Origin of the sequence: Streptomyces sp. NBC_00443, assembly GCF_036014175.1 — a bacterium.
Classification (GTDB): domain Bacteria; phylum Actinomycetota; class Actinomycetes; order Streptomycetales; family Streptomycetaceae; genus Streptomyces.
In genome coordinates, this window is sequence record NZ_CP107917.1 from 1,012,239 (window position 1) to 1,030,808 (window position 18,570).

At 71.8% G+C, this 18,570-nt stretch carries 17 protein-coding genes and 1 pseudogene; 15 read left to right on the forward strand and 3 right to left on the reverse strand.

Features of this window, described 5'->3' with window-relative positions:
• Positions 1–230: 230 nt before the first annotated feature.
• The 4 genes and pseudogenes from OHO27_RS04565 (at position 231) to OHO27_RS04580 (ending at position 3,976) form a co-directional block, all read left to right on the forward strand.
• Positions 231–1,655 (forward strand): amidase, encoded by a 1,425-nt coding sequence (locus tag OHO27_RS04565; protein WP_328420520.1) that lies wholly within the window; start codon positions 231–233, stop codon positions 1,653–1,655.
• A gap of 26 nt (positions 1,656–1,681) precedes the next feature.
• Positions 1,682–1,900, forward strand: coding sequence for a hypothetical protein (locus OHO27_RS04570; protein ID WP_328420522.1), 219 nt, complete (start codon positions 1,682–1,684; stop codon positions 1,898–1,900).
• 134 nt (positions 1,901–2,034) lie between these two features.
• Positions 2,035–3,470 (forward strand): annotated as a pseudogene (locus OHO27_RS04575) (flotillin family protein).
• A 59-nt stretch (positions 3,471–3,529) separates the two neighbouring features.
• Positions 3,530–3,976 carry a type II toxin-antitoxin system PemK/MazF family toxin gene (locus tag OHO27_RS04580; protein WP_328420524.1) on the forward strand — a complete coding sequence of 149 codons (447 nt, stop codon included), beginning with the start codon at positions 3,530–3,532 and terminating at the stop codon, positions 3,974–3,976.
• 3 nt (positions 3,977–3,979) lie between these two features.
• Here OHO27_RS04580 and OHO27_RS04585 read toward each other — a convergent pair whose 3' ends face one another.
• On the reverse strand, positions 3,980–4,804 hold the full coding sequence (locus tag OHO27_RS04585) for a TIGR02452 family protein (RefSeq protein WP_328420526.1): 825 nt from the start codon (positions 4,802–4,804) through the stop codon (positions 3,980–3,982).
• Between the two features lie 311 nt (positions 4,805–5,115).
• Here OHO27_RS04585 and egtA point away from each other — a divergent pair, with 311 nt between their 5' ends.
• The 5 genes from egtA (at position 5,116) to OHO27_RS04610 (ending at position 9,769) form a co-directional block, all read left to right on the forward strand.
• On the forward strand, positions 5,116–6,420 hold the full coding sequence (gene egtA / locus OHO27_RS04590; RefSeq protein WP_328420527.1) for an ergothioneine biosynthesis glutamate--cysteine ligase EgtA: 1,305 nt from the start codon (positions 5,116–5,118) through the stop codon (positions 6,418–6,420).
• Positions 6,417–7,736 (forward strand): ergothioneine biosynthesis protein EgtB, encoded by a 1,320-nt coding sequence (gene egtB, locus OHO27_RS04595; protein WP_328420529.1) that lies wholly within the window; start codon positions 6,417–6,419, stop codon positions 7,734–7,736. The genes egtA and egtB overlap by 4 nt, the downstream gene beginning before the upstream one ends.
• A complete protein-coding gene (gene egtC / locus OHO27_RS04600; protein ID WP_328420530.1) occupies positions 7,736–8,530 on the forward strand; it encodes an ergothioneine biosynthesis protein EgtC in 795 nt (264 codons plus the stop codon). Before egtB ends, egtC begins: the two co-directional genes overlap by 1 nt.
• The gene (gene egtD / locus OHO27_RS04605) at positions 8,527–9,489 is read left to right on the forward strand and encodes an L-histidine N(alpha)-methyltransferase (RefSeq protein WP_328420531.1); all 963 of its coding nucleotides are present in this window, start codon (positions 8,527–8,529) and stop codon (positions 9,487–9,489) included. Before egtC ends, egtD begins: the two co-directional genes overlap by 4 nt.
• A 64-nt stretch (positions 9,490–9,553) precedes the next feature.
• Complete coding sequence (locus OHO27_RS04610) at positions 9,554–9,769, forward strand: dodecin (protein WP_328420532.1); 216 nt, start codon at positions 9,554–9,556, stop codon at positions 9,767–9,769.
• 18 nt (positions 9,770–9,787) lie between these two features.
• Here the strand turns inward: OHO27_RS04610 and OHO27_RS04615 are convergent, their stop codons facing one another.
• Positions 9,788–10,279: a phosphatase domain-containing protein gene (locus OHO27_RS04615; RefSeq protein ID WP_328420533.1), complete on the reverse strand. Its 492-nt coding sequence runs from the start codon at positions 10,277–10,279 to the stop codon at positions 9,788–9,790.
• Positions 10,280–10,375: 96 nt separating this feature from the next.
• Between OHO27_RS04615 and OHO27_RS04620 the strand changes: the two genes are divergently transcribed.
• The 6 genes from OHO27_RS04620 (at position 10,376) to OHO27_RS04645 (ending at position 17,126) form a co-directional block, all read left to right on the forward strand.
• Positions 10,376–10,984: a DUF485 domain-containing protein gene (locus OHO27_RS04620; protein WP_328420535.1), complete on the forward strand. Its 609-nt coding sequence runs from the start codon at positions 10,376–10,378 to the stop codon at positions 10,982–10,984.
• Complete coding sequence (locus OHO27_RS04625) at positions 10,978–12,582, forward strand: solute symporter family protein (RefSeq protein WP_328420537.1); 1,605 nt, start codon at positions 10,978–10,980, stop codon at positions 12,580–12,582. The genes OHO27_RS04620 and OHO27_RS04625 overlap by 7 nt, the downstream gene beginning before the upstream one ends.
• Before the next feature lie 73 nt (positions 12,583–12,655).
• Positions 12,656–12,826 carry a 50S ribosomal protein L32 gene (gene rpmF, locus OHO27_RS04630; protein WP_328420538.1) on the forward strand — a complete coding sequence of 57 codons (171 nt, stop codon included), beginning with the start codon at positions 12,656–12,658 and terminating at the stop codon, positions 12,824–12,826.
• A gap of 94 nt (positions 12,827–12,920) precedes the next feature.
• Positions 12,921–14,588 carry a LuxR C-terminal-related transcriptional regulator gene (locus tag OHO27_RS04635; RefSeq protein WP_328420539.1) on the forward strand — a complete coding sequence of 556 codons (1,668 nt, stop codon included), beginning with the start codon at positions 12,921–12,923 and terminating at the stop codon, positions 14,586–14,588.
• Positions 14,589–14,719: 131 nt separating this feature from the next.
• Positions 14,720–16,093 (forward strand): FAD-binding oxidoreductase, encoded by a 1,374-nt coding sequence (locus OHO27_RS04640; RefSeq protein WP_328420540.1) that lies wholly within the window; start codon positions 14,720–14,722, stop codon positions 16,091–16,093.
• A gap of 34 nt (positions 16,094–16,127) precedes the next feature.
• A complete protein-coding gene (locus OHO27_RS04645) occupies positions 16,128–17,126 on the forward strand; it encodes an LLM class flavin-dependent oxidoreductase (RefSeq protein ID WP_328420541.1) in 999 nt (332 codons plus the stop codon).
• Between the two features lie 25 nt (positions 17,127–17,151).
• On the opposite strand, the gene OHO27_RS04650 is transcribed toward OHO27_RS04645, so the two are convergent.
• Positions 17,152–18,468 carry a phytase gene (locus OHO27_RS04650; RefSeq protein ID WP_328420542.1) on the reverse strand — a complete coding sequence of 439 codons (1,317 nt, stop codon included), beginning with the start codon at positions 18,466–18,468 and terminating at the stop codon, positions 17,152–17,154.
• Positions 18,469–18,570: the final 102 nt, after the last annotated feature.

Below are 18,570 nucleotides of genomic sequence, written 5' to 3' on the forward strand. Positions count from 1 at the left end.
ACGAGATGCTGACCATGTTCGACATATCGAACTCAGTTCGGTGAGGCGATCAGACGGTAGGGGTGGGACCAGGCCGCGTCAATCCTTCGCGCACGAAGCGGAAGAGGCCTGTGGGAAACCTGTGCTCCTTCAGCGCTCCCCCAATCGGACTCCCCCGTTTCCCAAGTCGTTCCACCGGCGGGCCGCGGAGGTTACTGTTCGGTAGACAACGTCGTCCCGGAGGTGCCCGTATGACACCCGACCGTGCCGTAGGCCTCGCCGAGTCCGCCCGTGCGCTGGCCGACGGGGAGGTGACGTCGCAGGCGCTCGTCGCGGAGACGCTCTCGCGGATCGAGGCGACCCAGGGGTCCCTCAACGCGTTCCGGGTGGTCCGGGCCGAGGCGGCCCTCGCCGAGGCGAAAGCCGCAGACGCGGAACTCGCCACCGGCGGCCGACGGCCGCTGCTGGGCGTGCCGGTCGCGGTGAAGGACGACATGGACGTGGCGGGCGAACCGACCGCGTTCGGCTGTTGCGGCGAGTTCCCTCCGGTCGCCGAGGACGGTGAGGCGGTACGGCGGCTGCGCGCGGCCGGGGCGGTGATCGTGGGCAAGACGAACACCTGCGAGCTGGGGCAGTGGCCGTTCACCGAGGGGCCGGCCTTCGGCGCGACCCGCAACCCGTGGCACTCGGACCACACGCCCGGCGGCTCGTCCGGTGGTTCGGCGGCCGCCGTGGCCGCCGGTCTGGTGCCCGCCGCGCTCGGCTCGGACGGCGCCGGTTCGGTGCGGATCCCGGCATCGTGGACGCACCTGATCGGCATCAAGCCGCAGCGCGGCCGCGTCTCCACCTGGCCGCGCGGCGAGTCCTTCCAGGGCATCACCGTCAACGGCACCCTCGCCCGTACGGTGGCCGACGCGGCCCTCCTGCTGGACGCCGCCGCCGGCAACCACGACCTCGACCCGCACCGCCCGCCGGCGGTCGACGCCTCGCAGGCCGTGGGCCGCGAACCCGGACGGCTGCGCATCGCGCTCTCCCTCAAGCCTCCGTTCACCGCACTGCCCGCCCGTCTGCAGCCGGAGGTGCGGGCCAGGATCGTCCGACTCGCCGAGAAACTGAGCGCGTTGGGGCACTTCGTCGAGGAGGCCGATCCGCCGTACGGGCAGATCGGGCTCACCTTCATCCCGCGCGCGACGGTCGGGATCGCCGAGTGGGCGAGCGCTGCGCCGTTCCCCGCGCTGCTCGACCGGCGCACCCGGGACGCCGCCCGGCTGGGCCGGCTCCTCGGCGGGGTCCCGCTGCGGGCGGCCCGGCGTGCGGAGGCGGTGCTGCACCGTCGTATCGGAGCGTTCTACGAGTCGTACGACGTGATCCTCGCGCCCACGACGGCCGCTCCCCCGCCCCGTATCGGCGCGATGCTCGAACTCGGCGGTTTCGCCACCGACCGGGCGATGATCGCCGCCTGTCCCTACGCCTGGCCGTGGAACGTGCTGGGCTGGCCCGGCGTGAACGTCCCGGCCGGGTTCGTGGACGGTCTGCCCGTCGGCGCCCAGTTGCTCGGGCCGGCGAACAGCGAGCCCCTGCTGATCTCGCTGGCCGCACAGTTGGAGGCGGAGCTGCGCTGGCACGAACTGTGGCCGCCGCAGCAGGGCGAGACCGTTCCCGCCCCGGTGGCCTGAGGGGCCGCAGGCCCTACCCTGCGACGATGGACGATGCGTCGATGGTCGGGCTCATGGGGCGGGTCACCGGCACGGTGGGACCCGGGCTCGTCGGCGAGGTGATCGTGCGGGTGCGCGGCGGCGCCGAGCACTTCCTCGCCTATCCGGCCACCGGCAGCGACCGTATCGAACGCGGCACGGTGGTGACGGTGGTGGAGTACCAACCGCCGCGGACCGTCTACGTCCAGGCTGCATACGACAGTTGAGCCCGCTCCTTCGCAGGTGAGAGCCGTCTGCGTCGAGGTTGCGGCAAGGATGCGTCAACCCCTGTACCTGCGTGGCGCACAGGCGCACACTCCCATTCGTTCGGTGCCGAAAGGACACCATCCAAAGGGGGCGTATGCCGATGGTTGTCGGCGTCGTTGCGGGGGTGGCAGCAGCTGCCGTCCTCGTTCTGATCGGTCTGTTCAGATGATGTGGCGGGTCGCCGAACCCAACGAGGCACTGGTCATCTCCGGTTCCAAGCACCGCACCGAGGGCCTTGAGGAGGGCATGGGCTTTCGGATCGTCACCGGGCGGGGCACGCTGGTGCTGCCCGGGGTGCAGGCGGTGCGCAAGCTGTCGCTCGACCTGAACGAGACCGAGTTGCAGGTGGACTGTGTGACGCACCAGGGCATTCCGCTGAAGGTGCGGGGCGTGGTCATCTTCAAGGTGGGAGACGACTTCGTGTCGATCGCCAACGCGGCCCGTCGTTTCCTGGACCAGCAGAAGCTGATGTCGGAGCGGGTGGACAGCGTCTTCGCCGGTCATCTGCGGTCCATCGTGGGCGGGTTGACCGTGGAGGACATGATCCGCGACCGGGAGAAGCTCACCGGGCAGACGCGGGCGGCGTGCGGCACCGAGATGGAGAAGCTCGGGCTCATCGTCGACTCGCTGCAGATCCACGAGATCGAGGACCCCACCGGGTACATCCAGAACCTGGCCATGCCGCACGCGGCGGCCGTGCAGCGGGACGCACGGATCGCGCAGGCCGAGGCGAACCGTCTCGCCACCGAGGCGGAGCAGCAGAGTTACGCGCGGATGGCCGAGGCGACCCGGGACAGCGAGATCCTCCAGGCGGGCTATCAGGCCGAGCGCGACAAGGCGGGGGCCAAGTCCCGGCAGGCCGGTCCGCTCGCCGACGCGGCCGCCCGGCAGGAGGTCGTCGTCCAGGAGACGCGGGTCGCCGAACTGGAGGCGCACCGGCGGGAGCAGCAGCTCCAGGCCGACGTCCGCAAGCCCGCCGACGCGCAGGCCTACGAGAAGCGCACCCTGACCGAGGCCGAGCGCGACGCGCGGATCTCGGCGGCGCAGGCCAAGGCGAAGGAGACGGAACTGGCGGCGGTCGCCGAGGCCACCCGGGTCAAGACGGCCGCCGGCGCCGAGGCCGAGGCGACCAAGGCCCGCGGCACTGCGACGGCCGCGGCGACTCGCGCCACGGGCGAGGCGGAGGCCGCCGCCGCACAGGCCAAGGGGCTCGCGGAGGCGGAGGCCATCAAGGCCCGGGCCGCCGCCCTGGCCGAGAACCAGGAGGCCGTGGTCGCGCAGCAACTCGCCGAGAACTGGCCGGAGATCGTCCGGGCCGGCGCGTCCGCCTTCGGCAGCGTCGACAACATGGTGCTGCTCAACGGCGCCGACGGGATGGCGGACATGTTCGCCAAGGCGCTCACCATGGGCGGTACGGGACTGGGGCCGGCCCGGCAGCTGCTGGCGTCGATGAACCAGAACGGGCAGGTACCGAAGGAGGGTTCGCCGCTCAACGGGCCCACCCAGAAGGTGCCGATGGACGAGAAGTGACCAGGCGCGAGAAGTGACCCGGCGGGCGTGCTCGCGAGGGCAGCCTCTAGGGTGCCCCCGTGAGCATCTCCACCGATGGATACGTCCCGGGCCGCCACGGCCACTCCGCCACCACCGAGGCCGATCCCCGCAAGGTCGGCAAGGTGCGCACCGAGTACTCCCCAGCGCACGACGGCGACCCCGATCCCGGGGAGATCGTCTGGACCTGGGTGCCCTTCGAGGAGAACGACGGGCGGGGCAAGGACCGGCCGGTGCTCGTGGTGGCCCGGGAGGCCGGCGGGACGTTCCTCGCGGTGCAGCTGTCCAGCAAGCGGCACGACGGGGACCGTGAGTGGGTCGCCATCGGCAGCGGGCCGTGGGACCGGACCGGCCGCGACTCCTGGGTCGACGTGGACCGCATCCTCCGCCTGCACGAGCAGGGCATGCGCCGGGAGGCGTGCGCCCTGGACCGCGGCCGGTTCAACCTGGTCAGGCACCGGCTGCACGAGCGCTACGGCTGGACCTGAGCACTACCGCTGGAGCTGACCCTCGGGGAACGCCCGTACGAACGCGGCCCGCACCGGGCTGTCGGGCGTGCGGTCCAGGATGCCGAACACCACGTGCTCGAAGGCCCCGGCGAACCGCCCGCCGGGCGCGAGCAGCCCCCGGAACGCGCCCGCCACCTGCGCCGGGTCGTTCTGGAACACCCCGCAGCCCCAGGCACCGAGCACCAGTCGCGGGTACCCGTGCGTCACGGCCGTCTCCAGTACCCGCTCGGCCCGGGTCGCAAGGGCGCCCGGCAGCTCGGCCGTGCGCTGCGGGGCCGTACGCCGGATGACGCCCGCGTTCGGTGCGGCGGCGGTCAGGAAACCGGCGGTGTACGGGGCCTGAAGCAGCCGGCCGCGGTCGTCGCGGAAGACGGGCACGCCGGGTGAGTGGATGACACGGTCGGTGTAGAACGGGTCGCGGTGGGCGCGGTGGTGGTCGTAGAACGCGCGGGCGACGAGCAGGCAGGTGTACAGCGCCGAGGCGCGGCACAGGGCTTCCTCCTGGGCCTGGGCGCCGTTCAGATAGCCGCCGCCCGGGTTGCGGGCCGAGGCGAAGTTCAGTCCGGCTGTCCCGGCGCCGAGGCGGCGGGCCGCCTCCATGCTGCTCTCGCCCGTGACCTCGAAGAACGTCTCCCGCTGGGGGACCTGCGGCACCGGCACCGGGTCCGGCCCGGACATCCGGGTGCCGTCCCGCGCCGCCTCGATCGCCGCCGCGAGGGACACCTCGCGGCCGTCCGGCGCTCGGTACCTCCCCGCCGCCACGATCTCTTCCGTCTGCTGCGCGATGCCGCGCAGGCGCGCGCTCATGGCGCCACCCCCGTGCGCGCCATGACCGTGCGACCGCGTCGGCTGCACGCGATCTCCCCCGCCGTGCTCATGCACGCATCCTGAGCGATGCTGGTCCTGCGGTGCAACAGAATTTCCGGGCCCCGACAGCCGACTGAGAACAAGCGGGAAAGCCCCCGCTAACGCCCGGAGAGCAAAGATTACGCACCCGGAACGTGCCGGTACGCGCCCTTGTGCGAAGCGACGTGAGGGTCTTGGGTGGGACGAGTGTGCCGGCCCGCCCACAAGATCCGGGCCGGGCGGCATCGTGGACGCTCAGGAGGATCCAAGACATGTCAGATTCGGTGAGCGACTGTACGGAGCAGCCGCGCTCCGCAGTCACCGAAGCCGAGGTGGAGGCCCTCGTCAGGGGCATCTGCTTCAAGACCGGCCCGCCACGCACCCTCGGGGTCGAAGTGGAATGGCTCGTCCACGAGCTGCGCAGCCCGCAGCTCCCCGTGACACCCGAACGACTCGAAGCGGCCTACGCCGCACTACGGACCGTGCCCCTGAGGTCGGCGCTCACCGTCGAACCCGGCGGTCAGCTGGAGCTGAGCTCCCCGCCCGCCGCCTCGCTGATGGAGTGCATCGGTACCGTCTCCGCCGACCTCGACGCCGCCCGCGCCGTGCTGCGCGAGCACAGCCTCGGTCTGGTCGGCATGGGCAACGATCCCTGGCACTCGCCCCGCCGTTTCCTGCGCCAGCCGCGCTATGACGCCATGGAGGCGTATCTGGACCGGGCGGGCCCGGCCGGCCGCGCCATGATGTGCACCTCGGCCTCCGTGCAGGTGTGCCTGGACTCCGGATACGAGGAGCCCGGCCCGCTCGGGCACGGACGGCGCTGGTGGCTGGCACACCAGCTGGGCGCGGTCCTGGTCGCCGTCTTCGCCAACTCCCCACTGGCCGGGAACGAGCCCACGGGCTGGCTCTCCACCCGGCAGTTGCTGTGGATGGAGATCGGCCCGGGCCGCGCGGGCACACCTCCGCTGGACGGCGACCCGAGGGTCGCCTGGGCGCGGCACGTCCTGGACGCGCCGGTGATGTGCGTGCGGCAGGACGGCGGCCCGTGGGACGTCCCGGACGGGCTGACGTTCCGGGAGTGGACCAGGTCGGGAGCGCCGAGGCCACCGACGCAGGAGGACCTCGACTACCACCTCACGACACTGTTCCCGCCGGTCAGACCGCGGGGCCATCTGGAACTGCGCATGATCGACGCACAGCCGGGCGAGGACGGGTGGATCGTGCCGCTCGCCGTGACCACGGCGCTCTTCGACGACCCCGAGGCCGCCGAGACCGCCTACCGCACGGTGAAGCCGCTGGCCGAGCGCGGCATGTCGCTGCCTGCCCCGCACAACCCGCTGTGGCTCGACGCGGCCCGCTCGGGCCTCGCCGACCCCGAGTTGCAGGAGGTCGCGGACACCTGCTTCGCGGCGGCACTGGAGGCCCTGCCCCGGCTGGGGGCCACGGCCGAGGTCACGAACGCCGTCGCGGCGTACCGGGACCGCTATGTCAGCAAGGGCCGCTGCCCCGCCGACGACCTGCTGGACGAGCTCTACGGCACGGACCGCACCCTGCACGGGAAGGACGACCGGACATGACCGACCCCGCCCACGACGCCGACACGCTCCGCGAGCGGGCACTGACCACCCTCACCACCGCCCGTGCCCGGACGACCCTGCTGACCTCCTGCGTCGAGGACCCCGATCTCACCGCCCAGCACTCGCCGCTGATGTCCCCGCTGGTGTGGGACCTCGCGCACATCAGCAACCAGGAGGAGCAGTGGCTGCTCCGGACGGTCGCCGGGCGGGAGGCGATGCGGCCCGAGATCGACGGCATCTACGACGCCTTCGAGCACCCCCGCGCCGCCCGCCCCACCCTGCCGCTGCTGCCGCCGGCCGAGGCCCGTCACTACGCGTCCGAGGTGCGCGGGCGGGTCCTGGACCTGCTGGAGAGCACCGCATTCCACGGGACGCGACTGACCGAGGCGGCCTTCGCCTTCGGGATGATCGCGCAGCACGAACAGCAGCACGACGAGACGATGCTGATCACCCATCAGCTCCGCAAGGGCCCCCAGGCCCTGACCGCCCCCGACCCGGATCCGGCACCCTTGATGACGGGCCCGTCCGAAGTCCTGGTCCCCGGCGGCCCGTTCACGATGGGCACCTCTACCGAGCCGTGGGCACTGGACAACGAACGCCCGGCACACCGGCGCGAGGTGCCGCCGTTCTACATCGACACCACGCCGGTGACGAACGCCGCGTACAAGGCCTTCATCGAGGACGGCGGCTACGACGACGACCGCTGGTGGACGCCGGAGGGCTGGGCGCACATCCGCGGGAACTCGATCCACGCCCCGCTGTTCTGGCGCCGGGACGGCAAGCAGTGGCTCCGCCGCCGCTTCGGCGTCACCGAGGTGGTACCGCCGGACGAGCCCGTCCTGCATGTGTGCTGGTACGAGGCGGACGCCTACGCCCGCTGGGCCGGGCGCAGGCTGCCCACCGAGGCCGAGTGGGAGAAGGCCGCCCGCCACGACCCGGCCGGGGACCGCTCGATGCGCTACCCGTGGGGCGACGACGATCCCGGACCGGAGCACGCCAACCTCGGCCAGCGGCATCTGCGCCCCGCGCCGGCCGGCAGCTATCCGGAGGGCGAGTCGCCGCTCGGTGTACGGCAGTTGATAGGTGACGTGTGGGAGTGGACGGCGAGCGACTTCCTGCCGTACCCGGGCTTCCAGGCGTTCCCGTACAAGGAGTACTCGGAGGTGTTCTTCGGGCCCGAGTACAAGGTGCTGCGCGGCGGCGCCTTCGCCGTGGACGCGGTCGCCTGCCGGGGCACCTTCCGCAACTGGGACCATCCGATACGGCGGCAGATCTTCTCCGGGTTCCGCACGGCCCGGTCCGCGGGGGACGTCTGATGTGCCGTCACCTGGCCTATCTGGGTCCCGAGGAGCCGCTCGGCAGACTCCTCGCCGAGCCTCCGCACGGGCTGTACCGCCAGTCGTGGGCACCTCGACGGCAGCGGTACGGGACCGTCAACGCCGATGGTTTCGGGATCGGTTGGTACGCCGACGGGGACCCGGTGCCGGCCCGGTACCGCCGGGCCGGGCCGATCTGGGCGGACCCGTCCTTCGCCGATCTGGCACGGGTCGTACGCAGCGGCGCGCTGCTGGCCGCCGTACGGGACGCGACGCTGCCGGGCGCCGATCAGGAGGCCGCGGCGGCGCCGTTCGCCGGCGGTCCCTGGCTGTTCAGCCACAACGGCGCGGTGAAGGGCTGGCCGGGCTCGCTCGCCGCGCTCGTGCCGACCCTGCCCGCGGTGGACCTGCTGTCGATGGAGGCCCGCAACGACTCGGCGCTCGTGTGGGCGCTGGTCGTCGCGCGGTTGCGCGGCGGCGACGAGGAGGGGCAGGCACTGGCCGACACGGTCCTGGAGGTCGCCGCGGCGGCCCCCGGTTCCCGGCTCAACCTGCTGCTCAGCAACGGCGAGACCATCGCCGCGACCGCCTGGGGCGACACCCTCTTCTATCTGACCCGGCCCGGCGGCGGCACCGTCGTGGCCTCCGAGCCGTACGACGACGATCCGCACTGGCAGGAGGTCCCCGACCGGACCCTCCTCGCGGCGAGCCGCACCGATGTGCTGCTCACCCCGCTCAAGGATCCGAGCGACCCCCTGCAACCCTCCGGACCACCGAAGGAGCCCAGCACGTGAGTCCGTTCCTTCTCACTCGCACCCTGCCCGAGGACGCCACCGACGCCGCACTGCGCGCCGACGTCCTCAAGGGCCTGACGAGCACGCCCAAGACGCTGCCGCCGAAGTGGTTCTACGACGCGCAGGGCAGCGAACTGTTCGAGAAGATCACCGAGTTGCCCGAGTACTACCCGACGCGCGCCGAGCGCGAGATCCTCGTCGACCGGGCCGGCGAGATCGCCGCGGCCACCGGCGCCCGCACTCTGGTCGAACTGGGCTCCGGCTCCTCGGAGAAGACGCGGCACCTGCTCGACGCGCTGACGGGACTGCACACGTACGTCCCCGTCGACGTCAGCGAGAGCGCGCTCACGCAGGCCGGGCACGCGCTCATCGAGGAGCGGCCGGAGCTCGACGTGCACGCGCTGATCGCCGACTTCACCGGCGGGCTGACGCTGCCGGACACGCCGGGCCCCCGGCTGGTGGCGTTCCTCGGCGGCACGATCGGCAATCTGCTGCCGGCTGAGCGTGCCGCGTTCCTCGCGTCGGTGCGGTCCCTGCTCTCCCCCGGTGACGCGCTGCTGCTCGGCACGGATCTGGTCAAGGACGAGCGGGTCCTGGTCGAGGCGTACGACGACGCTGCCGGGGTGACGGCCGCGTTCAACAAGAACGTCCTGGCGGTGATCGACCGCGAGTTGGGCGCCGACTTCGATCCGGCCGCGTTCGACCACGCCGCCGTGTGGGACGCGGACCACGAGTGGATAGAGATGCGGCTGCGCTCCCGTACGGCGCAGACGGTGAAGGTGCCCGCGCTGGGCCTCGCCGTCGACTTCGCGGCGGGCGAGGACATGCGCACCGAGGTGTCGGCGAAGTTCCGCAGGGACGGTGTCCGCGCGGAACTGTCCGATGCCGGGCTGGAGCTGGCGCACTGGTGGACGGACGGTGAGGGCCGCTTCGCGCTGTCACTGAGCGTGGCGCGGTGACGGACGGCTCGCGCGATGCCCCGCCTTGGGGCACCGTGGAGGGACGCGTGAGAGGAGCAGCCACATGTCGAACCACACCTACCGGGTCACGGATATCGTCGGCACCTCGCCGGAGGGCGTGGACCAGGCCATCCGCAACGGCATCGAGCGTGCCTCGCAGACCCTGCGCAACCTGGACTGGTTCGAGGTGACCGAGGTGCGCGGCCAGCTCGACGACGGGCAGATCGCGCACTGGCAGGTGACCATGAAGGTCGGCTTCCGCCTGGACGAGACCGGGTAGCAGGCCCGGCCCCTCTCCTCAGGTCCGCCCCTCCCGCTCCTGTGCCACCTTCAGCGCTGCGGACGGGGCGGACCAGCGTGCCCGTACGACGGTGAATCCGGCCCGTTCGGCGTCCTCGCAGACCAGCTCGTCGTCGTCCACCAGGACCCGGATCTCGTGGGTCCGGGCGAGGCGGCGCAGGGTCTCCAGCTTGGTGCGCCGGGCGGGCCGCCGGTCGTCGTTGCGCCGCATGTGCACACGCCCCTCGGGCAGCCCGTGCGCGGCGAGCCAGTCAAGCGTGTCGCGCCGGCAGCGCTCGGGCCGCCCGGTCAGATAGCGGACCTCGCACTCCTTCGCGCTCTCCCGCGCCAGCGCGACGCCCTCCGAGAGGGGCGGGTCGTCCGGTGCGGCCCCGAAGAACCCGTCCCAGTCACGCGGCTTGCGCTCCAGGAAGTGCTGCCGGTGCGCCGTGTCGGCGAGGGTGTTGTCCAGGTCGAACACGGCGAGAGGGCGGTCGTGGCTGTCGGTCACGTCCCTCACCCTAATCCGGGGCCCTGATGTGGGACAGTCCGACCCGGAGACATGGTCCGGACTAATTCACCGACAGCCGTTATCCGCACGTTTCACATGATCGCCCAAAAGCATGAGGGGCGCGAATGCGCCACCGTGGGGCGGCAATTCACGTCGACGGTTGATTGCTCAAAGAGAGCGCTGTCATACTCCGGCTTCCGGCTTTCGCCCCCCGCCACCCGTCCCCCGTCAGGCCCGCACTCCCCAGTGTGTTCGGCATGCCGCAGCGAAGAAGGTGCGCCTGTGCCCGAGTTTTCACCATGGCAAGACAACTCTTCCACATACGGTTCGCCGGACAATGGCCGCGTACCGTCCAGACGCATATCCGACGATGCCGAATTCCACTCACTTCGCCGTGCCCAGCGCAGGTTCGGGGTGCGCGCGACGCTTCTTTCGGTCGGCGGATTCCTGCTGTACGTACTGCTGTCGCATACCGCTCCCGGCCTGATGAACCAGCGTCTGACCGGCGACCTCACCCTCGGCCTCGCGCTGGGTCTCGGCCAGTTCGTCGTGATGGGCGTGACGGCCTGGTGCTACCAACGGCACATGCGCACCCGTGTCGACCCGCTGGCCCGCGGCCTGGCCTCGCGACTGCGGCAGCAGGAGCTGGGATCACCCCACGCCGCCGCGCCGCACGGCGAGGCCGGGGGGTACCGCACGTGGTGACCGAGTCCGCAGGCATCGTCGACAGGTTCAGCCTCAACCTGACGTTCGTGCTGTTCCTGTCGGTGGTCGTGGTCACGCTGTTCATGGCGCTGCTGACAGCCCCTCAGCGCGACGAGATCAGCGAGTTCTACCTCGGCAACCGCACCATGTCCCCGCTGCGCAACGGCCTCGCGATGTGCGGCGACTACGTGTCGGCCGCGACCCTGCTGGGCAGCACCGGACTGGTCGCGCTCAACGGCTACGACGGTCTGCTCTACCTGGGCGGAACCGTCGTGGCCTGGATGATGGTGCTGCTGCTCATCGCCGAACCCCTGCGCCGCGCGGGCAAGTTCACCCTGGGTGACACGCTCGCCCTGCGGCTGCCACGGATGCAACGCCCGGTCAGACTCGCCGTCGCGATATGCACCCTCGCCATCGCGACGCTCTACCTCGTCGCTCAACTCGTCGGCAGTATCGCCCTGTTGACCCAGTTCACGGGCGAACCCGGCGCCGCGACACGGACCCTGTGCGTGATCGTGATCGGCACCGTCGTCATCGTGTATGCCGCGATCGGCGGCGCGCCCGGCGCCACCGTCATCCAGATCATCAAGGCCGTGATGCTGGTGGCGGGCGTGACGGTCACCGCGGTCATGGTGCTCAACCACTACGACTGGAATCCGGGCGCCCTGCTGTCCGCGGCAGCGAACCACAGCGGCACCGGCACACTGTTCCTCGAACCCGGACTGCGCTACGGCGTCAGCACGACCAGCAAGCTCGACTTCTTCAGCCTGGAACTGGCGATCGTGCTGGGCCTTGCCGCCCTCCCCCACGTGCTGATGCGCCTGCTCGCGCCGCGCAAGATCGACGTGCTGCGCTCCTCGGTTGTGTGGGCGGTGGGCCTGGTCGGCCTGGTCTGCCTCGCGGCCGGCATCCTCGGCCTCGGCGCCACCGCCATCGTCGGCCGGGAGACCATCGCGGAGACGGATCACAAGGGCGACTCCGCCGTCCTGCTCCTCGCCAACGCCCTGGGCGGCGGCATCCTCACCGCCCTGCTGTCCTGTCTCGCCTTCGTCACACTGCTCGCGGTCGCGGCCGGCCTCACCCTTGCCGCCGCCTCGTCCCTCGCCCACGACCTGTACGGCGAGGTGATCCGCAAGGGGCGCGCGAGCGAGACCGAGGAACTGATGGTCGCCCGGCTGTCCGCGGCCGTCATCGGCGTCCTCGCCATGATGCTCGCCCTCGTCTCCTGGGGCGCCAACACGGCGACGCTCGCGTTCCTCGCCTTCGCGATGGCGGCGTCCGCGATCCTGCCGACGATCGTGTACACCCTCTTCTGGCGCCGCTTCACCGGGCAGGGAGCGCTGCTCAGCCTCTGGGGCGGCCTGGTGTGCTCGGTGCTGCTGGTGCTGTTCTCCCCGGTGGTCTCCTCCACGCCGGGCTCCTTCTACCCGGACTCGGACTTCGCCTGGTTCCCGCTCCAGAACCCCGGCATCGTCTCCATCCCGGCGGGCTTCTTCCTCGGCTGGCTCGGCACGGTGCTGAGCGACCGCCGGCAGCCCCGGGACGACGCCGCCTACGAGGAGTTCGAGGTGACGATGCTGGTCGGCGCCACGGAGTGACTCCGGACGCAATTGTTAATGGGATCCATTTTCATATAGCCTCCTCGGTGTTCACCGACCGAGGAGGTCCGTCATGGCTGTCCCCAAGCGGAAGATGTCCCGCAGCAACACCCGTCACCGCCGCGCCCAGTGGAAGGCGAGCACACCGCAGCTCGTGCCCGTCACCATCGACGGCGTCAGCCACCTCGTGCCGCAGCACCTGGTGAAGGCGTACGAGCGCGGACTGCTGCAACCCGAGGGCTGACCCGGGGTGGCCATGGGCCGACTCCCCCGCCGCCGTCCTGACTACTCTGGTGGAGGGCCGGTCCTGCTCGCGCAGCGCGAGAAGGGAGCCGCGGATGACCGAGCGGACGATGGACGGGGCAGCCGCGGACACGTTGCGGCAGGCCAGGGATGCCGCCGCGCGTGAGGCGTGGGCCGAGACATACCGGTTGCTGAGCCGCCTGGACGCCGGCCGGCTCACCCCCGACGACTGCGCCGCGTTCGCCGACGCCGCCTGGTGGACGGGCCGTGTCGACGAGTCGATCGACCGGCGGACACTGGCCTACTCCGGGTATGTCACGGCGGGGGCCGCCCCCCAGGCGGGGCATTCGGCGTGGCTGCTGTTCTACGAGCACCAACTGGCGGGCCGTACGGGCGTGGCCGCCGGGTGGCTGGGGCGGGCCCGGCGGCATCTGAGCGGTGAGCCGGAGTGTGTCGAGCAGTGCTACCTCGCCTGGGTCGACGCGGAGGACGCTCAGCGACGCGGTGCGTTCGACGAGGCGATGGCTGCGGCTCGGCACATGGCCGGGATCGCGCGGCGTCGCGGCAGCCCGGATCTGCTCGCCATGGGCGTCCAGGCGCAGGCGGGCGTGCTGGTGGCCCGGGGACGCGTCCGAGAGGGGCTCGATCTGCTGGACGAGGCAATGTGCTCGGCCATGGCAGGTGAGCTCAGCTCCTTCTTCACCGGCTGGGTCTACTGCCTGGGCCTGCAGCAGTCCATGGCCTGCGTCGATCTGGGACGCGCCGCCGAATGGACCGACGCGGCCATGCGGTGGTGCGCGGCGATGCCGGCCGAGAACAACTTCCGGGGACTGTGCCGCGTGCACCGGGTCGAAGTGCTTGAGCTGCGCGGCAGCTGGCCCGAGGCGCTCACCGAGGCGGAGCGGACCTGTGCGGAGGTGCTGCCGAACGAGCGGCGAACGGCCGCCGAGGCGGTCTACCTGGGCGGCCAGATCCAGCGGCGGCGCGGCGAACTCACGGCGGCCGAGCGGTCGTACGACCGCGCCCATGAACTCGGCCGCGACCCGCAGCCCGGCCTCGCCCTGCTGCGGCTGGCCCAGGGGAAGGCCGACGCCGCGGCTGCCGCCCTGCGGCATGCGGGCGGAGTCGACGCAGGCGGTCTCACGCGGTGCCGACTGCTGGCTGCCCAGGTGGAGGTGTGCCTGGCACTGGGCCGGACCGCCGAGGCACGCACGGCCGCCGAAGAGCTTGACTCCCTGGCCCGCGACTGGCAGCGGCGGTGCGGTTCGCAGACGACTCTGCTGCATGCGAGCGCCGCCACGGCGTCCGGCGCGGTGGCCTTCGCGGCCCGTGACCTCGACCGGGCGCTGCCCCGGCTGCGCCGGGCGTTGACGCTCTGGCTGGAGCTGCGGGTGCCGTACGAAGCGGCCCAGGTGCGGATGACCCTGGCCGCCGCCGACCGGGCCGCCGGGGACGCCGAGGGTGCCCGGATGGAGCTGCGGGCAGCCGAGCAGGTGTTCCGGCAACTGGGCGCCGTACCGGACGCGCTCCGGGCGGCCGCTCTGCTCGCCGATGTGCGCCCGGGGCGGCCCGGTGGGCTCACCGAGCGGGAGATCCAGGTGCTGCGGCTGGTCGCGGCCGGCCGCACGAACCGCGGCGTCGCGGCGGAGCTGGTGATCAGCGAGCACACCGTTGCCCGGCATCTGAACAACATCTTCGCCAAGCTCGAGGTGTCCTCGCGAGCAGCGGCGACGGGGTACGCGTACCGGCACGGCCTCGCGTGACGCGTATGGGCCGTTCCGCCCATGCACCGCTTCCCCCTGGATGGGCGATTCCGGCGATGAGCACGGCCGCTGCGCGCGCGTACACCGGTGGTGTATCCCTCCTCCCGGCACAGGAACGGAGAGCGGCGGCCATGACCACCTCCACAGCGACCCTCGACCACCGGCTGACGGACGGGCTGCACGGCGACGTCGTCGTGCCCGGCGACCCGGCCTACGACGAGGCCCGCAAGGTCTACAACGCCATGCACGACAAGCGGCCGGCCGTCATCGTGCGGGCCGTCGACGCGGGCGACGTCGTCGCCACGGTGGACTTCGCCCGCGAGCAGGGTCTGCCGCTCGCCGTGCGCGGCGGCAGTCACAGCGTCCCCGGCCACGGCACGTGTGACGGCGGGGTCGTCCTCGACCTGGGCCGGATGCGCGGGGTCCGCGTCGATCCCGGCGCCCGCACCGCGTGGGTGGAGGGTGGCTGCACCTGGGCGGACGTCGATCACGCCACGCACGCGTTCGGGCTGGCCACCACCGGCGGGGTCGTCTCCACGACCGGCGTGGGCGGTCTGACCACCGGCGGCGGCATGGGCCACCTGGCCCGGCGTTGCGGTCTGGCCTGCGACAACCTCGTCTCGGTGGACCTGGTCACGGCCGACGGATCCTTCCTGACCTGCACGGACGACCAGCACAGCGATCTGATGTGGGCGGTGCGCGGAGGCGGCGGCAACTTCGGCGTCGTCACGTCCTTCGCGTTCCGGCTGCACCCCATCGCGGACATCCTCGGCGGGCCGACGTTCTTCCCGCTCGACGCCGACGTGATCCGCCGGTACCGGGAGCTGGTCGCCGAGGCGGACGAACGGCTCGGCGCCGTCCTCGTCGTGGGGCTCGGACCACCGGTGCCGTTCCTGCCCGAACGCTGGCACGGGCGGCCGATGTGCGGCGTTGTCACCTGCTGGAGCGGACCGCGGGACGAGGACGACGAGATCCGGGACCGGGTCGCCGCACTCGGGCCGGTGCTGGGCCGGCACCTGGAGCGCATGCCCTACCCCGTGATCAACACCCTCTTCGACGAGTTGGTACCCGCCGGGCTGTACCACTACTGGAAAGGCAGCTTCACCAAGGACCTGCCGGACGGCGCCGTCGATGCCCTCGTCGGGTACGGCGCCGCCACGCCCTCGATCCAGAGCGTCACGGTCGTCTTCCCCATCGACGGGGCCTGCCATCGCGTCGGACCGGAGGAGACCGCCTTCTCCTACCGGGACGCCGACTACTCGATCGCGCTCAGCCCGACACTCACCACCCGTGAGGAGTGCGAGGACCGCAAGGACTGGGTGCGCGCCTTCCACCGGGCGCTCGAACCGCACTCCATGGGCGGCGGCTACGTGAACTTCATGGACGGCGACGACCAGGACCGCGTGCGGGCCAACTACCGCGCGAACTACGACCGTCTCAGGGATCTGAAACGGCGCCACGACCCGGGGAACCTGTTCCGCCTGAACCACAACATCGCACCGTGAGGAATCCTGCGGGCTCCCCGGTGTTGAACCCGGTATGAGCTCCGTGATCGCCTCGACCCGTTTCTCCGTCCTCGACCGCTCCCGCACCCGCGAGGGCCGCCCGACCGGAGAAGCGCTGCGTGACACCGTGCGGCTGGCGCGGGAGCTGGAGGAGCTGGGCTATCACCGCGTCTGGGTCTCGGAGCATCACGGTGTGCCCGGTGTCGCCGGCTCGGCGCCGACCGTGCTGGCCGCCGCTGTCGCCGCCGCGACCCGCACGATCCGGGTGGGAACCGGCGGGGTGATGCTGCCCAACCACCAACCCCTGGTCGTGGCCGAGCAGTTCGGGGTGCTGGAGTCCCTCTTCCCCGGCCGTATCGACATGGGGCTCGGGCGATCGGTCGGCTTCACGGACGGCGTCCGCAAGGCGCTCGGGCGGGACAAGGGGGACGCCGAGGACTTCGCGGCGCAGATCGGGGAGCTGCTCGACTGGTTCCGCGGCACCTCGCCGACCGGTGTGCACGCACGGCCCGCCGAGGGACTGACCGTGCCGCCGTTCGTGCTGGCGATGGGCGAGGGCGCGGACATCGCGGCCCGCGCCGGGCTGCCCATGGTCATCGGTGATCTGCGGAACCGGGAGAAGATGCGGCGCGGGATCGCTCACTATCGCGACCGCTTCCAGCCCTCCGCCTGGGCCGGTGAGCCGTACGTCGTCATCTCCGGCTCGATCGCGGTGGCCGGCACGCCCGAGGAGGCGCGGCGGCTGCTCGTGCCGGAGGCCTGGGCGATGGCGTACTCGCGCACGCACGGCACCTTCCCGCCGCTGGCTCCCGCCGAGCGCGTCGAGGCGCTGGCCATGACCGACAAGGAGCGCGGCTTCTACGAGGGCGGCCTCGCCGGGCACATCGCGGGCACTCAGGAGCAGGTCGCGCACGAGCTGGAGACGGTGCTGAAGGAGACGGAGGCGCAGGAGGTGCTGGTCACGACGAGCACGTACGACCGTGAGGCGCTGGTGGACTCCTACCGGCGGCTCGCCCGGATCACCTCTGCATGATCCGCGCGAGCCGCCTGGCCGGGCCTCAGTCCGTGTCGCGCGGGTCGAACGACTTGGTGTCGATCGTCAGCGGCTTCGGGAACGCGGTCGCCACCGAGTCCCACCGCGTGAACTTGAAGTTGGTGCCCTCCCGGTCCCCGTCGGCGGGCGCGGCCTCGCCGTCGTGGGTGACGAGCAGGCCCTTGGGGAACGAGCGGCCGAGCGGCACGTTGACCACGGCGGCGCCGTCGGAGTGCTGCACCCCGTCGGTGGCGGCGCTGTCGGTGACGGCGAAGGAGCCGAGGTAGGCGTTGCGGCCCTGGCGCTCGTACACCGCGAAGGTGTTGTCGCCCTGGCTGGAGGCGAGCAGGTATCCCTTGCCGTCGGCGGCGTGGTAGATCGCGGCGCCCTCGGCGTCGGCGCTCAGGTGCTCACCGCCGAAGCCGGGGTCGCCCGCGGTGTCGATGACGCACTCCTCTTCCTCGGCGTCATACGTCCACGGAGTGCCGTACTCCCGCACCCGGTCGATCAGCTCGGGCCGGCCGAACTCCTCGTCGTCGAGGTCGACCCGCCACAGCCCGACGTCCTCCTGGGCCGCGTACAGGACGTGCTTCTCCCGGTCGACGACCATGCCCTCGACCTGCGCGCGATCGCCGGGGTCGGCGCACGGTGTCCAGCCCTTGCCGTTCGGCAGCGTGAAGGAGCCGGGCAGGTCGAGGGTGTCCTCGGCCTTGTAGCCGACGCGGCCGCCCCGGTCCGCCAGCTGCAGCAGCCGTACCCGGGTCTCCGAGCGGCGCGAGACGACCACGTAGGCGTTGTCGTCGTCGCTGAAGGCGGCCAGCCCGTAGGCGGTGCGCTGGTCGTCGACCTCGGCCTCGCTCGCGGAGAAGACCGGAGCGGCGCCGGCCGCTGTCACGTCCTTCAGCGGGGGCCTGCCCGCCGCCACCGCGGCCGGGTCGATCGCGTAGGCCCGGACACGGTCCCGGCCACGATCGCTGACCAGGGCCAGGTCGGTCTTCTTGCCGCCCAGTTCGAAGCCGTAGACGACGTCGACGTTGTTGAAGCGGCCGGGCGCGGCGTTCTCGCCGGGTGCCGCGGGCGCGGCGATGTGCTGGAGCCGCTTGCCGTCGAGGCCGTAGACGTCGAGGCCGGCCTCCTTGAGGGTGCTGATCACGAGGCTGCGGCCCGCGTTGTGGGGGTCGACCCAGACGGCCGGGTCGTCGGCGTCGGCGTTGCCGCCCGCCTCGTCGTCGTACACGGCGGGGGTCTCCACGCGCGCGGAGACGGAGACCGGCTGCGGGGCGGACGCGCCCGTGACCATCAGCAGCGCGGCGGTGAGAGTGCTCAGAGCTGAGGCGCTCACGATACTCCTCGGTAGGAAGAGAGACTGGCGAGACGGTATGGGTGGCCGGTGTGGGTGAGCCGACGACATCGTGAACAGCAGGTGGCTCATGCGGCCCGTGCG